Source organism: Flavobacterium sp. (assembly GCF_017744675.1).
GTDB lineage: Bacteria > Bacteroidota > Bacteroidia > Flavobacteriales > Flavobacteriaceae > Flavobacterium.
This window is the reverse complement of sequence record NZ_JAGIAV010000002.1, coordinates 192,019-206,733: the sequence shown is the minus strand read 5'-3', so window position 1 is coordinate 206,733 and position 14,715 is coordinate 192,019. Positions and strand designations below refer to the sequence as shown.

Annotated in this window: 13 protein-coding genes; 2 read left to right on the top strand and 11 right to left on the bottom strand. The window is 35.2% G+C overall.

Annotated features, from left to right (window positions below):
* Positions 1–11: 11 nt before the first annotated feature.
* The 6 genes from J7574_RS06385 to nirB all read right to left on the bottom strand — a co-directional run bounded on the left by J7574_RS06385 (position 12) and on the right by nirB (position 8,238).
* Entirely contained in the window at positions 12–1,496 is a 1,485-nt protein-coding gene (locus J7574_RS06385; protein WP_290965857.1) for a nitrate/nitrite transporter, read from the bottom strand.
* A 97-nt stretch (positions 1,497–1,593) separates the two neighbouring features.
* Entirely contained in the window at positions 1,594–2,253 is a 660-nt protein-coding gene (locus tag J7574_RS06380; RefSeq protein ID WP_290965854.1) for a response regulator transcription factor, read from the bottom strand.
* Between the two features lie 334 nt (positions 2,254–2,587).
* Positions 2,588–4,399 carry an ATP-binding protein gene (locus J7574_RS06375; protein WP_290965851.1) on the bottom strand — a complete coding sequence of 604 codons (1,812 nt, stop codon included), beginning with the start codon at positions 4,397–4,399 and terminating at the stop codon, positions 2,588–2,590.
* A gap of 10 nt (positions 4,400–4,409) precedes the next feature.
* Complete coding sequence (locus J7574_RS06370; RefSeq protein WP_290965848.1) at positions 4,410–4,994, bottom strand: DUF4202 domain-containing protein; 585 nt, start codon at positions 4,992–4,994, stop codon at positions 4,410–4,412.
* Positions 4,995–5,115: 121 nt separating this feature from the next.
* On the bottom strand, positions 5,116–5,493 hold the full coding sequence (gene nirD / locus J7574_RS06365) for a nitrite reductase small subunit NirD (RefSeq protein WP_290965844.1): 378 nt from the start codon (positions 5,491–5,493) through the stop codon (positions 5,116–5,118).
* A 231-nt stretch (positions 5,494–5,724) separates the two neighbouring features.
* Entirely contained in the window at positions 5,725–8,238 is a 2,514-nt protein-coding gene (gene nirB, locus J7574_RS06360) for a nitrite reductase large subunit NirB (RefSeq protein WP_290965842.1), read from the bottom strand.
* 271 nt (positions 8,239–8,509) lie between these two features.
* Between nirB and J7574_RS06355 the strand changes: the two genes are divergently transcribed.
* Positions 8,510–9,283 carry an META domain-containing protein gene (locus J7574_RS06355; RefSeq protein WP_290965840.1) on the top strand — a complete coding sequence of 258 codons (774 nt, stop codon included), beginning with the start codon at positions 8,510–8,512 and terminating at the stop codon, positions 9,281–9,283.
* A gap of 159 nt (positions 9,284–9,442) precedes the next feature.
* Here the strand turns inward: J7574_RS06355 and J7574_RS06350 are convergent, their stop codons facing one another.
* Together J7574_RS06350 and J7574_RS06345 are read right to left on the bottom strand one after the other, a co-directional pair.
* Entirely contained in the window at positions 9,443–10,735 is a 1,293-nt protein-coding gene (locus J7574_RS06350; protein WP_290965838.1) for a DUF2130 domain-containing protein, read from the bottom strand.
* Between the two features lie 271 nt (positions 10,736–11,006).
* Positions 11,007–11,888 (bottom strand): LysR family transcriptional regulator, encoded by an 882-nt coding sequence (locus tag J7574_RS06345; protein WP_290965835.1) that lies wholly within the window; start codon positions 11,886–11,888, stop codon positions 11,007–11,009.
* Between the two features lie 358 nt (positions 11,889–12,246).
* On the opposite strand from J7574_RS06345, the gene J7574_RS06340 reads away from it, so the two are divergent.
* Positions 12,247–12,954 (top strand): class I SAM-dependent methyltransferase, encoded by a 708-nt coding sequence (locus tag J7574_RS06340; protein ID WP_290965832.1) that lies wholly within the window; start codon positions 12,247–12,249, stop codon positions 12,952–12,954.
* Positions 12,955–13,044: 90 nt separating this feature from the next.
* Here the strand turns inward: J7574_RS06340 and J7574_RS06335 are convergent, their stop codons facing one another.
* The 3 genes from J7574_RS06335 to J7574_RS06325 form a co-directional block, all read right to left on the bottom strand.
* The gene (locus J7574_RS06335) at positions 13,045–13,503 is read right to left on the bottom strand and encodes a DUF3291 domain-containing protein (protein WP_290965829.1); all 459 of its coding nucleotides are present in this window, start codon (positions 13,501–13,503) and stop codon (positions 13,045–13,047) included.
* Between the two features lie 121 nt (positions 13,504–13,624).
* The gene (locus tag J7574_RS06330) at positions 13,625–13,903 is read right to left on the bottom strand and encodes a putative quinol monooxygenase (RefSeq protein ID WP_290965825.1); all 279 of its coding nucleotides are present in this window, start codon (positions 13,901–13,903) and stop codon (positions 13,625–13,627) included.
* Between the two features lie 2 nt (positions 13,904–13,905).
* Positions 13,906–14,511 carry an NAD(P)H-dependent oxidoreductase gene (locus J7574_RS06325; protein WP_290965822.1) on the bottom strand — a complete coding sequence of 202 codons (606 nt, stop codon included), beginning with the start codon at positions 14,509–14,511 and terminating at the stop codon, positions 13,906–13,908.
* Positions 14,512–14,715: the final 204 nt, after the last annotated feature.

Genomic DNA, 14,715 nt, shown 5'->3' with positions numbered 1-14,715 from the left:
TTAATCTAAATCTAATAGGCTGGCTTTAATTTAGCTTTAGCAACTTTGACTTCTTTTTTCCTAGATAGTTGTGTTATAGTGTAATGCATCCAAACCAAACAGATAGTAGAAAAGATTAAAATGAAAATCCATGAACTTGACCAGATTCCTGTTGCAGTTAATAAATATCCAAAGATAATTGGTCCGAAAAATCCACCTAGACCACCGATCATTCCAACCATTCCGCCTACAACACCCACTTCATTCGGGAAATATTCTGGAATATGTTTGTAAACAGCCGCTTTGCCAATTCCCCAAGAAATTCCTATTAGAATTACCAATACCAGAAATACCCACATATTGGCATCAAATTTAATAACGGTAACTCCTTTTGCAATCAGTTCTTTTTTAGCCACGCTTTGATTGTGAGCTACTACAACATCTTGCCAGCTTGAAGTGGTTGGGAAAATTGCATTTTCGATTGTACTGGCTTTCTTTTGAGCAATTGCATATTCTTTGTCACCAATTTTTACTGTTTTATCACTGATTTCGTTTACAACACCTTTTTTTGCCGCTAAGATTCCAGGCCCAGAGGTAGTAATTTCCATTTTAGGAATTGACAGTAATGAACTTAAAATTACAGATGAACCTAACACCCAATACATTACTTTTCTAGCTCCAAATTTATCAGATAGATAACCTCCAAAGGCTCTAATAACACCAGAGGGCAAGCTGAACATCGTTGCGAATAAACCGCCCATAACCAAACTGGTTTGGTACACATTCATAAAGTTCGGCAACAGCCATTGCGAATAGGCAACGAAGCATCCGAAAACTAGGAAATAATAAGCTCCAAATCGCCAAACTCTTTCTGATTTTAAAGGTATAAGCATTTGTGAAATGCTTTTTCCACTGCTTTCTATTTTTTTATTTTGAGCGAAAATTAAAAAAGCAACGCCAATTACGACTAATGAAATAGCGTAAATAACAGGAAGTACTTTCCAGCCGTTTTGCGGATCGTCAATTGAAAAATGGTTTAATAAGGATGGAGCTAAAAAAGTGGTGATTGCCGCTCCCGCATTTCCCATTCCGAAGATTCCCAATGCACGTCCTTGCCATTCTTTTGGGTACCAAATTGAAGTGTAGCCAATTCCAACAGCAAAACTGGTTCCGACCATTCCGAATAAAAAGCTTAGTAAAGCAAACATGGCAAAACTGTTAGAGTAGGGAAGGAGAAACAACGGAATTGAACAAAGGAGTAATAAAAGAGAAAAAACGTATTTTCCGCCAAATTTATCTGTCAGGATTCCGATTGGCAGGCGCATGATTGATCCCGTCAGGATTGGAATACCCAAAAGCCATCCTACTTGAATAACATCCCAATGGAAAATTCCGTTATCTACTAAAAAGGTTACCAGAACCCCGTTTAATGTCCAGCAGGCAAAACACACTGTAAATGCCAATGTGTTCAAAAATAAAATTTTGTGTGATTGCGATAGTGAGTTTGAATTTTTCATAGTACTTATATTTTTATGCAAAAATAAGTACTATAACTTAGTTAAAACCTGCTAAAACGCAGTTTTTGAAAAATAATTACGTATTTATACGTATTTTTTAAATTAAAGAATACTCAGCCGCTTTGTTAGAAAGTTCCATTAGGTTTTTTACTTTCAGCTTTTTCATTAAATTGAAACGGTGTACTTCGGCAGTTCGTTTACTAATATCCAAAGCTTCGGCGATTTCTTTATTTCCTTTTCCAGACAATAAAAGAGTAAGAATTTCTTTTTCTCTTTTAGTAATCATCATTTCTTCGCCTAAAGTTTGTTTAGGTTCTAACGATGCAGAAGAATTGGTCAATTGACTAATTAAGATTGAAGAAATATCACCGCTAAAGTATTTTCCGCCTGCAGCAACACTGTGTAAAGCTTTTAAAAATTCTTCTTTGCTCGAACCTTTTAGTAAATAACCGTCAGCTCCGGCTTTTATAGATTTCAATACATATTCCTCCGATTCATGCATCGAAAGCATTATGATTTTTACATTGTTGTTTTCGTTTCTAAGTTTTTCTACTAATTCTATACCGGTCATGTTTGGCATACGAATATCGGCTATAAGTAAATCGGGTTTTGTTTCGGCAACAACCTCAAGTGCATCAACACCATCAATAGCTTCGCCTACAACCTCGATGTTTGCTTCGTTTTCCAGTAAAGATTTGATTCCGTCTCTAACAAAAACATGGTCATCTGCCAATACTACACGAATGATATTGCTCATAGTTTACTTAATTTAGATTCTAGATTTTTACGTATATTCATCTATAAAGAAGACGCTAATATACGTACTTTTTTTAAGAATAAATTCCAATATTAAAATTTCTAATGTTGAAAATTCCAAATTCCAAAAGCTGATTGAGCCAACTTTGTCAAAGTTTCAAACTTTGACAAAGTTCTTTCCGTCCAATTTGTCATCCTGAGGAACGAAGGATCTCACGCGAGATTCGACAAAGATTATCGATTTAGATTATGGAATTTTTTTGCGCAGGCTTCGACTTCGCTCAGCCTGACAGAACTACGCAGAATTGGAATTTGGAATTTTAAAAGATTGGAATTTATCTAAGTATGGGAATGTTAAAAGTAATCCTAGTTCCCTCGCCAGGAATCGAGTTCATGAAAACGCGCCCGTTGATATACTGGATTCTTTCTTTCATAAACAAAAGTCCCATTCCAGATTCGCTGTTGCGTTTTTTGTGGACAGAATTGACGTCGAAACCTTTTCCGTTGTCGTCTACAATGATGCTTAAAAGAGTGTCACTATGCGAAAGTTGTACAATAATATGCGACGACTCGGCGTATTTGATGGCGTTGTTGATTGCTTCTTGCGTTAGGCGATAAATATTGATTTCGATTAGAGAATCTAAACGCTGGTCAAAATCGGTCTTGTTATAAAAAAGGATTTCTTTTCCGGTTAATTTAGAAAGTTCCTGAGTTAGTTTTGAAAGAGAAGAAACAATTCCGTGATCGCTTAATTCTGGAGGCATTAGGTTGAAAGTTGCCGTACGAACGCCTTTGATAATGTCTAAAGAAAGTTTCTTTAAGTACTCAATTTTTTGTTCCGATTTTTCTCTGTCATCTAGATTGATGCTTTCCAAACTGAATTTTAAACCCGTAAGCATTTGGCCGATTCCGTCGTGAATTTCTTTAGCAATTCGGTTTTGTTCGTTTTCCTGATTTTCAACAATTTTGCTCGAAATAATCTTCTGCTGATTGATTTTTTCAGTTGTGTTTTCAAGGTTTAATCGTTCGACTTCTCGTTGCGCTTTTTTGCGTTCGGTGATGTTGAAACAAACGATCAAAAGTTCTAGTTCATCTTTTTTGATCATTACGGGAACCATTGATAAATCGAGCCAGATTTCTTTTTCGTCTTTATTTACAATCTTGATTTCGCCCTGCCAGCCACTTCGCTGTTTTTCGAAAATCAAGCGGTCAAAATTGACCTGTTCTTTTTCGTCTTCAGTCAGTACTTCAGAGAATTTTTTATTAGATGAAAACTTAGTGTAATTTAAAAGTTTAGCAAATTTTTCTCCAATATGAATGATAGAACCATCTGGCGAAATTCGGCAATACAATAAAGTATTTTCCATTGCATAATTGAGCGATTTCAGTTCTTTTACCGAGTTTTCTTTGATTTCGCTTAATATTTCGGTGTCGTATGCTAGTTTTAAGGCCTTTTTTTCAGAGGATAAAAGCTGAGCAATTAACCTTTCGATTTTCTTATTGGTTGGTTTGAAAATGAAGAAGAATTCTAATAGAAGAACGAGCAATGTAAAACCAAAAATCCAATATTCGATTCGGCGTTGTTCGGTTACTTTTTCGTGCGCTTCGAGATCGTATTGGGTTACAATCTGATTCATTTTTGAAAGGAAGATTCCTTCGTTTTCTAAAATAGTCTGAACTAGTTTTTGGTTTTCAGAAGCTAATTTTTTCTGTTGTAAATTGAGTAAAAAGGAATCGGTCGTCTGCGCAATTTTATTGAAAATCGGATTGATTCCCAGATACAATTTGTTTAGCGTTTCACTTTTTTCTTTTGGGAAAGCTAAGCTGTCATTTCCGTTTTCTAATGCATTTTGGTTTTTCTTCCAAAGTTCTAAAACCTCTTTTAAGTGAGAAGTTTTTTTGGCTGTAGCCGAGTCTGAAACGTAGTGTAAAATCAGTACTTCTTTGACGATTTTCTGACTCAGCATTCTTTGTTTTCCAGAAAAATTGATAATCTTAGAATCACTTAACTGCTGATTCAAGTTGTATTGAACCAGAAACTGACTGATAATTATAGTTAAGGCAATAGTAAGAAGCGCAAAAAAATACAGTCGTCGTAAATTTTTGAAAGTGATTTTTTCTGCAGCTTCCTGATTGCTTTTTTTCATCTAAATCTTTTTACAATCCTAAAGAAGCTTTTATTAAGTTTAAGTTTTCTTCAGAATATTTGATTTTTAAAGCTTCCTGATGTCCTTTATCAGACATTTTGTCCCAAGTTTTCTTGATGATGTTTTTTAGCTTTTCTTCATCATGTTTTTCAACAAAAGGTTCTAAGTAGTATTCTAAAAACACCAAGCAAATTACATCTTCCAGTAATTGGGTTTCAGCGTCTTTTTTAAGCAGTTTTTTTTCAATTAAGAAAGAAACACGATCAATAAAAGTTTGATTATATCCTGCCTTTTCTAATATTTCTGCAGTAGTTTTTGCGTGGAATTTTTTTAGCTCTTCTCTCCATTTTAAATAGCCAACCCGATCCATAGGGTACGATTCGCGGGCCACTTTCCAACGGCAGATGTGCTGTGCTTTTGAGGCAATCTGAACTTCTTCTGAAGCATTTGGTTCAAACTGCATCAGTTTTTCATACATCCTGTTCGAATACAATAATTCTTTTGGATATTCGGTGTTTTGGTCTAATTCGATATTTGGATCTTGAGCGTTTTCGGCATCTATCCATTCGCTTGCTTTTTGAAAAGGTGTACTCATTTTTTTGGTTGGATAATAGATTTCAAAGATATGGAAATTAGTAGAGAAGTTAAATGTGAAAAGTGAGATGTTAGATGGAGGTTATGTTTTTACTTCTCACATTTCACATTTTTACATTTCACTAGTCAACAAAACCAACAAAAACTTCATCTTCAACAATCTTAATCGGATACGTTGCAATACTATAATCTTCGCCATTTAAATTTGAACCATCAACAAGAGAAAAAGTTTTTTTATGCATTGGGCAGGCAATTTTCGGGATATCATCGGCAGAACCCGTCATTCCTCTTGAAAGCACCATTTCCATTTTGTGTGGACAGGCATTTTGGCAAGCGTACCATGCATTACGGCGCGTAAAATTGAAAATTGCGATTTGTTTGTTTTTGTATTTGATGCAGCCTCCTCGGTTAGTTGGAAAATTTTCAACTTTACCAGCTTTGAACCAAATTGTCGCGTCGCTCGCGTGAACTGTTTCATATTGATTTAAGATTTCTTCCATTTTGATTACGTTTAGGTTTCCTGTTTCTTAGCCCTCTTTTTACAATCAAGAGAGATATGATGGCGCAGTAAAAAAGAGGGTAAGAAGGACAGCAAACGTTTAATGATTTTTTTTCTTTTTTTGGAGCGATTATGTTTTGTCACAAAGCCACAAAGACGCAAAGTTTTTTTCTTAAGTTTTATAATTTAAATTTTTTGCGTCTTTGCGTCTTTGCAAGATTAAAATGACTTGTTAAGTCCACGCTTTTGGCATTTTTTGATCTCTTAACGGAACAAACGCGATATTGTCATCTTTCTCATCAGAGTTCACGAAATGGTTGAAACGTTTCAATAATCTTGGTTTTTCTAGAACTTGTTTCCATTCGCATTCGAAAGTGTTTACCAAAGTCTGCATTTCCGCCTCTAGGGTTTCGCAAATTCCTAAGCTGTCTTCAATAATGACTTGTTTTAAATACTCTAAACCACCGTCTAGTTTTTCTAACCAAGTTGATGTTCTAATCAGTGGGCCAGCAGTGCGGATGTAATACATTAAGAAACGATCCATGTATTTGATTACCGTTTCTTTGTCGATTTTCTCAGCCAATAAAACCGCATGTTTTGGATTTGCACCACCGTTTCCTGCGATGTATAAATTCCATCCACCTTCAACAGCGATTAATCCGAAATCTTTTCCGCGTGCTTCGGCGCATTCGCGAATGCAGGCAGAAACACCGCCTTTTAATTTATGAGGAGAACGAATTCCTTTGTATCTGTTTTCTAGTTCGATGGCAAATCCGGCGCTATCGTCCATTCCGTAACGACACCAAGCATTTCCAACACAGCTTTTCACAGCACGAAGCGATTTTCCGTAAGCGTGACCGCTTTCAAAACCATTTTCTATTAAGATTTTCCAGATTTTTGGTAAGTCGCTTAAGTGTGCTCCGAATAAGTCTACTCTTTGTGCTCCAGTAATTTTAGTATACAAATCGAATTGTTTTGCGACTTCACCAATTACGATTAGTTTTTCAGCTGTAATTTCTCCCCCGGCAACTCTCGGAACAACAGAATAGGTTCCGTTTCGCTGAATATTAGCTAAAAATCTATCGTTTGTATCTTGCGTTGTTACATGTTTATTCGCTGTATCATTATAAATACTAGAGAAGATTGAAGCCACAACTGGTTTGCAAACCTCGCATCCGTCGCCTTTTCCGTGATGATCCAGAACATCGTAGAAATTCTCATATTTATTGATTTTTACCAAATCGAATAACTCTTGACGCGTATAGCCGAAATGCTCGCAAATAACTTCTTTTACTTCTTTTCCTAAAGATTTTTGAGTGGCTTTTACCAAGTCAGAAACCATAGGTTTGCAACCTCCACAACCCGAAGTTGCTTTTGTTGCTTTTACAACATCTGAAAAAGTAGCGCAAGATTCGTCTAGAATTTTACAGCAGATAGAGCCTTTGGTCACATTCTCGCAAGAACAGATTACCGCTGTGTCTGGCAAATCAATTACGCTTCCTAAAGAAGAACCTTCAGAACCGTCGCGAGAACCTAAAATTAAATCTTCTGGATTTTTAGGCAAGGCCATTTCGTTAATATAAATCTGGAAAAGCGAACCGTAATCGCTAGAATCTCCAACTAAAATTCCACCTAAAAGTTTTTTAGAATCTTTGGTAACGTTGATTCTTTTGTAAACGCCACTTAGTTTATTTTCGTAAATAATAGCGGTAACGTCATTGTTTTCAATAAAAGGATCACCAAAACTCGCCACTTCAACACCAATTAATTTCAGTTGTGTCGACATATCGATGGTTTCTCTCATGGTTTTATCGCCATGTAAGATTTGCTCGGCAGCCACATCAGCCATTTCGTAACCTGGAGCAACAAGTCCGTAAATGTTATGGTTGTAAAGAGCCACTTCGCCAATTGCAAAAATAGAAGGATCTGATGTTTGCATTTGATTGTTTACCACAATTCCGCCTCTTACACCAACTTCAAGTCCTGAAACTCTGGCAAGTTCATCGCGAGGTTTAATTCCGGCAGATATAACCAACATGTCTACTTTTAAAAATTCGTCGTTCGCAAACATCATTCCTGTTATACTTTCCTTTCCGTCGATATATTGTGTTGCTTTGTTCAGATGAATTCCAATATTTAATTCTTCTATTTTGGATTGAAGCATATCGCTCGCGCCTTGATCCAATTGTCTTGGCATCAAACGCGGTGCAAATTCCACTACATGCGGATTCAGTCCTAGATCGCGAACCGCTTTTGCTGCTTCTAATCCTAATAATCCTCCACCTAAAACTGCGGCTTCAGTCGCGCCTTTTTGCTTTATCTTTTTAGCGTAAGACATAATAGCGTCTAAATCTTCGATGGTTCTATATACAAAAACACCTTCTTTTTCTACGCCTTCAATTGGTGGAACAAAAGCCGAAGAACCTGTGGCTAAAACTAAGTAGTCGTACGTATGTGTTTTACCTAAGTGCGTATGTATGGTTTTTACATCACGATTAATATCTGTAATTAATTCAGACGTGTTTAGAATAATATTGTTTTCGGCATACCAGTCGGTTGTTGAGAGCGATAGATCGTCTGCCGTCTTTCCGCCAAAGTACTCGCTTAAATGAACGCGGTCGTAAGCGCGTCTCGGTTCTTCTCCAAATACTGTGATTTGATACTTTTCTTGTCCTGATTTTGCAACAAATTTTTCGCAAAATTTATAACCAACCATGCCGTTTCCAACTACTATTACTCTAATCATGATTTCTTTAATTAAGTATTACTACGCAAATATAAGTATTTATACTTATAAAAATACGTAAGTATTTTTTATTTTTAATATTGATGTGTTTTTAAAGACTACGTATTTTGTTGTAATCTCATACGTAGTACGGGTTTGAAATAAATTTTATACTTACTTAGTTTTTTTAAATTTGAAAGGATTCTAAATAAGTGTTCAAAAAAAATATCGTAAATTCATAAGAATTTTATAGGTGTTTTATAAAAAAGGAGCATTTTTAAACTGAAATCTCATGAAAAAAGTACTTTCAATATTGTTGTTATCATTCGTAATGTTAGGATGCAAAACGGCTGCAAACAAAGATTCTGTCGCAACTGCATCAACAAGTTCCACAGAGGAAGATTTAAAATATTATTTTAAAGGAACCGGAAATGAACCGTTTTGGGGAATCAAAATTGGAAATGAGGAAATCGTTTTTACATCATTAATTCCTGGAAAAGAAAAAATCACTTTTCCTGCTGTTGAAGCAGTTAGAGCAATGGATGCTAATGTGAAAATGTATAAAGTGAGTAATGAAACCACTTCGGCGACGATTACAATTCAGCAATTGGATTGTCAGGATTCGATGTCTGGTGCGATTTCGCCATATAGTGTAAAAGTTGAAATCAAAAATAACTCAGAATTAGAAGCGAAGAAATTAAGCGGTTGCGGAAAATATCTAACGGATTATCGACTTCACGATATTTGGGTTTTGGAGGAGTTAAATGGCTATAAAGTCTTTGCGACTGATTTCCAAAAAGAATTTCCGAGAATTGAGATTAATTCAACAGAAAATCAGTTTATGGGATATGGCGGTTGTAATTCAGTAAGTGGACAAATCTTCTTTGAAAAAGATCTCCTTCGTTTTACCAAAGTCATTTCTACTTTAATGGCTTGTCCGCAAGGAAATAAGGAAAGTGAGTTTTTAAAAGCTTTACAAAGCACAACAACCTATTCTATCGGAAATAACCAATTGACTTTGTCGAATCCTTCAGGGAAATTGGTTGTTTTTAAGAAAGTGGATTAAAGGTTTTGTTTGTTTTGTTTCAGGTTTAAAGTTTCAAGTTGCTGTTGTCATTTCGACTGAAAGGAGAAATCACACTAGTTTGTCGACAAAGATTGAAAATATTCTTTGCGGAGTTTCGAGTGTGATTCCTCGTTCCTCGGAATGACAAAACTTGATCTTTTACTCAAACAATTCCTTAGGTTCTTCATCATTTTCTGATTCTTCTCCCTCAATAAAATCCAATTCCAAAGCTCTTACGCTTTGAACTGCATTTCCAGCAATACCGCGAATCGAGCCGTACATTCCTAAAGTATTATGAACTACTTTTTCGATTTGTTTTTCTCTTTGTTTCCAGATTCTCTGCATGGCTCTTTTTTCAGAATCGAGATCACTTTGCATTTGAGTGAAACCTTCTACAATTCCTTCAATCTGCAAACGGAATTCGTTGCTTGTAAGGAAATCGTATAACATCGACATTTTATCGCCTTTGTTTTCTTGCGCCTGAACCGCTTGATTAATTTGAATTAAAGACTGACGTAAAACCGCGCTTAAACCTTTAAATTCTTCGTATGTGCAAATCCAGATTCCGTCGCGCATTCCCATTCGGTCCATTCCCGAAGGCATTACTTCGGTAACTAGAACTCCAATATTGGCTCTTTTGGTTCTAATATCGTTTTTGAATTTCTCAATCCAAGATGGCTGAAACGCTTTAGTTCTTTTACTTTCGTAATAAATAGAACCGCAATTTTGATGTTCCCTTGTGTTTACCACTTGAAGACAATCGGCACCATTGGCACCTTTTTTTATTTCGTCAATACTGTCTAGAGGGAAATTGTTGGCCAACCATTCTTCAATTGCTAATTCCATTACTTCGCCTTGCAATTGCATCGAACCTTGTTCTTGCTTGCGTTTCATTTCTTCAGTCAGCTTTTTTTGTTCTTCCAGCTGTTTCTGAAGTTCTTTGAATTTCAGTTCGTTTTTATCGTCTTCTTGTTTTCTGATTTTTTCACGTTCCAAAGCCAATTGAGCATTTAACTGCTTTTCGGCTTCTGCCTGAATCGCTTCTTTCATTTCCAGTTTTTCGCGCTGTAATTTTGCGATTTCACCTTCCATTTTATTTAATTCCCTAATTTTTTCAGACTTTTCAGAAAGTTCTTTTTCCATCAATAACAAACGATCTCTGTTTTCTTCTTCCAATTTGGCTTTTAATTTTTCTGAAATTTCTTTTTCAGCTGTCTTTTTCTCGCGCTCCAAACGTTCAGCAAAAAGTTCGTTCTCTTGTTTTTTCTTCGCTTCAAACTCTGCTTTGGCTTTTTCCAATTGCTCATTTTTAAGCTCTAATTCACGGTTTTGAATGTTTGCTTTCTGTTGAAATTCTTTACGGATGCTATCTTCCAATTGATGTTTTAAAACATCATTGACATCGATAGGAGTTCCGCAGTTTGGACACTGAATTGAAGATTGTTCAGCCATTTTGTATTGATTTTTATGGAATGGAATTATAGTTTGCTAAGGTATTTAAAAGTTCTCTTTTTCTGATGTGGATTTCTGTACTAATTTGTAACGAATTTTTGTTATGGCCACAAAGGCGCTAAGTCACAAAGTTTTTTTGTCAAAGTAGTCATAAAGTATGCCTTCCTGAGCGAAGTCGAAGGACCGCATGCTGAATCCATACAGTGCATGTCCTTCGACTTCGCTCAGGAAGGCATACTTTATGACTACTTTGACAAAAAAACTTTGTGACTTAGCGCCTTTGTAGCAATAAAAACTCAACAGCAGATTGCGTGATTTCAGAATGATCGTCTTTTGAAGTTATTATTGACACATTTGTAAATAAATTAACCTTTTTTAGTTCGATAAAAGCAATCTCTGTATCCTGATTATTTTTCGCAATGTTTGACGGAACAATCGAAATTCCTAATCCATTTTTGACTAATTGCACTATTGAATTGATATTATTGGCTTCGTGAATAATCTTCGGCGTGAAGCCATAAAAAGCGCAAAGTTCTAATAAAACTTCATGATAATGTGGCGCGTAATCCTTATTAAAGAAAACAAAGGTTTCGTTTTTGAGTTTTAAAATATCGTTTTCCGATTTTATCTGAAAAGCGTTTTTATTGTAAACCAATGAAAATCCGTCTTTAAACCATAAGTGCGATTTTATTTTCGGTGAGTGGATGGGCGATCTAATGATTCCCATTTCTATTTTTCCTTGTTCTAAAGCATCGATTTGTTTGGTGGTGGAAATTTCGAAAAGTTTGAAATTGACGTAAGGAAATTGCGCTTTCAGATGTTTTATTAAATCGGAAATGATGGAAGAATAAATCGAACTGATATAAGCGATTCTGAATTCGCCCGAAACGTTCTCTGCAATCTTTTTTGTTTTAGCGGCAATACGATCTAGGTTCTTAAAAACAGCAATAATTTCTTCTTTAAAATATTTTCCCGCTTCGGTCAATTCTACTTTTTTATTGTTTCGAATAAAAAGTTTTGCCTGAAGTTCTTCTTCTAGTTCCGCTATTTGTCGGCTTAACGGCGGTTGAGAAATAAAGAGTTTTTCTGAAGCTTTGGTAAAATTCAGTTCTTCAGCTACAGCTAAGAAATATTTTAGATGACGTAATTCCATGATACTTTTAAGGTATTAATGATTGATAAAAATAGTATTTTTAAAGTATATATTAATAAAGTAGTTTTGAAAATGAAAAAAATAAATCTCTCGCAGATTTAAACAGATTGAGCAGATTATTAATTTTTAGATAAATCATTTTAATCATAATAATATCCCGATCATATAATAGCAAAAAGATTCGCTTAATCTGTTCAATCTGCGAGAGATTAAAGAAAAAGGAAAATAAGTTTCACACAGATTTAGCAGATTTAAGCTGATCAAAGCAGATTTGTTTATTTGAATCGGAAAGAATAAAAAAAGAAAATCATTTTTAAATCTCCTTTAAATCTGCGTGAAAAAATTAAAAACAAAGACCATGAAAAAATCAACTATTGCAGAAATCAAAGAACGATTTGACAATGATGTCGAACGATTTTCCAACTTAGAAACAGGACAAGTAGCCACAATCGACGCTACTATTTCTTTAGAATTAATAACGGAAGCTTCAAAAAGAATTGTTCCGAATGCTACGACTATTTTAGATGTAGGTTGTGGAGCAGGAAATTATACTTTAATGATGTTGTCTAAAGTGCCGAACTTAAATTGCACTTTGGTCGATTTGAGTTTGCCAATGTTGGATCGTGCTTTTGAAAGAGTTTCGTCAGCAACAAGCGGGAAAGTAGAAATAAAACAAGGTGATATTCGTGAAGTGGCTTTAGAAGAAGAAAGTTTTGATATTATTTTGGCGGGCGCTGTTTTGCATCATTTAAGAAATGATCAAGATTGGGAAATGACTTTCGCTAAATTATTCAAATTATTAAAACCAGAAGGCTGTTTGATGATTTCTGATTTAATCACACAAGACACCGATTTATTGAATGAATATACTTGGCAGCGTTATGGAGAATATTTGGAAGGAATAGGAGGGGCAGAGTATCGCCAGAAGGTTTTAGATTATATTGAAAAAGAAGATTCTCCAAGATCTATGAATTACCAATTGGATTTGATGAAAAAAGTGGGTTTTTCAAAAGTTGAAATTTTACACAAAAACATGTGTTTCGGAGCTTTTGGAGGGATTAAGTAGTTTTATAGCCATGAATTCACGAATTTATTTAAAAGCTTTGCGCATAGCTTTTAAAAAATAAAATTCGTGAATTCGTGGCTATAAAAAAAACTATGCGTTAACTGGCATCGGGTATTTGTTTCTTAGGTCGAAAACTAATTCTGATGGGCCGTTTTTTTGAAGGTAATCTAATTTTTCTACGGCTTCTTCAAGTGTTGGAATATGTCCTTTAGGAATCCACCACATTGCGGTATGTGCTTTTCCGAATTTATGGAACCATTCTTTTCGGCGTTTTAAAAATTCGCTATGAAAAGTTTTGTACATATAATGTTCTAATGTTTCGATACTTTCCCAAACAGATACATTGATGATAACCTGTTCGTCATTGTACGGATTAAGACTTGTAGCATTGTCGGTTTCGTCTTTTAAACGCCAAACAAAACCTTCACTTTGTTCGGCTAAAGTGTTTACAGCGTCTAAATTATCTACAAATTCTTTCATTATGGGGTCGTTAATATCGACTCCTTTCATTTTGGCAATATTAATTTCAGCAAGATGATAATGGCTCATAGTTTTGTGTTTCTGAATGAGAGGCAATTTAGCTTTTTTATAGCCACGAATTCACGAATTAATTTAAAAATATTTGCGCATAGATTAAAAAAAATAATTCGTGAATTCGTGGCTATAAAACTTATAGTGTCTGTGCTGTTTTGTAAACCTGAATTGGACTTGAAACTAGATTTTCGGTTTTTTTGATGAAATCTTGTAGGTAAGACTGGCTGTTATGTAAATCTAAACCAGGCTGGTCTTTCCATTCTTCCCAAAGAATAAAAACATTTTCTGAAGTGTGCAAATCGTAGCGAATACAAGCGGCTTCTTTTCTAGTTTCGGTTACTAAATGTGATATCAAGTTTTGAACTTCAATTAAATGCTCTGGTTTACTTTTTAAAATTGCTGTAATCGAAATCATAATTATAAGTTTTTAAAGGTTTGCTCTAAATGTTTCGTGTAATTCTCCTTAAAGATAACGATATTTTCTGGTGTAGCACCTTTTTCTACATCATGGAAATGAAATCCGTTTATGCGTTCCATTCCGGTAAATTTGTTCATTTTATGGAAACCGAACATTACGCCGTCATCAACAGAAGTTTCTTCGAAGAATTCTCCAGGAAGTGTAAAAGCGGTTGCAGGTGCATTCCAGCTTGTGGTAAGCATGTATTTGCGTCCGTGCAAAAGTCCGCCAGTTCCGTAGTTGATATCTGGGTTCACGCGGCTTCTTCCATCGCTTTTGTAGATTCCGTTGTTGTGTCCTTGAGTAAAAACATCATCGATGTATTTCTTGAAAAGGTTTGGCAATTGAAACCACCAAACAGGTGTGTGGTAGATAATTAAATCTGCCCAAACGAATTTTTCTACTTCTTTTTGAAGATCAATTTCATCTTCAATATGAGTTATTTTTATTTCGTAATCGTTGTTTTTTGAAAGAAATTCAACGGTCCAATCCTGAACGGTTTTGTTGAATTTTCCTCCTGAATGCGCGAATTTTTGTCCGCCGTTGATTATAAATATCTTTTTCATTTTAATTGTTCTTATGAAAACGGATGTGTGAGGGATAGGAGTGGAAATCCTTTTGTGCCGGGGTTCGGCATAAAAGATTGCAACGGATAGCCCGGTTCGCCGCGGCGAACACACCCAAATTATTATACTTTTTGAGATTTTGTTTTAACACATAGAAACATAGATTTTTCTTTCTTGAAAAGGGAATTGAAAGAAACTAGTTTC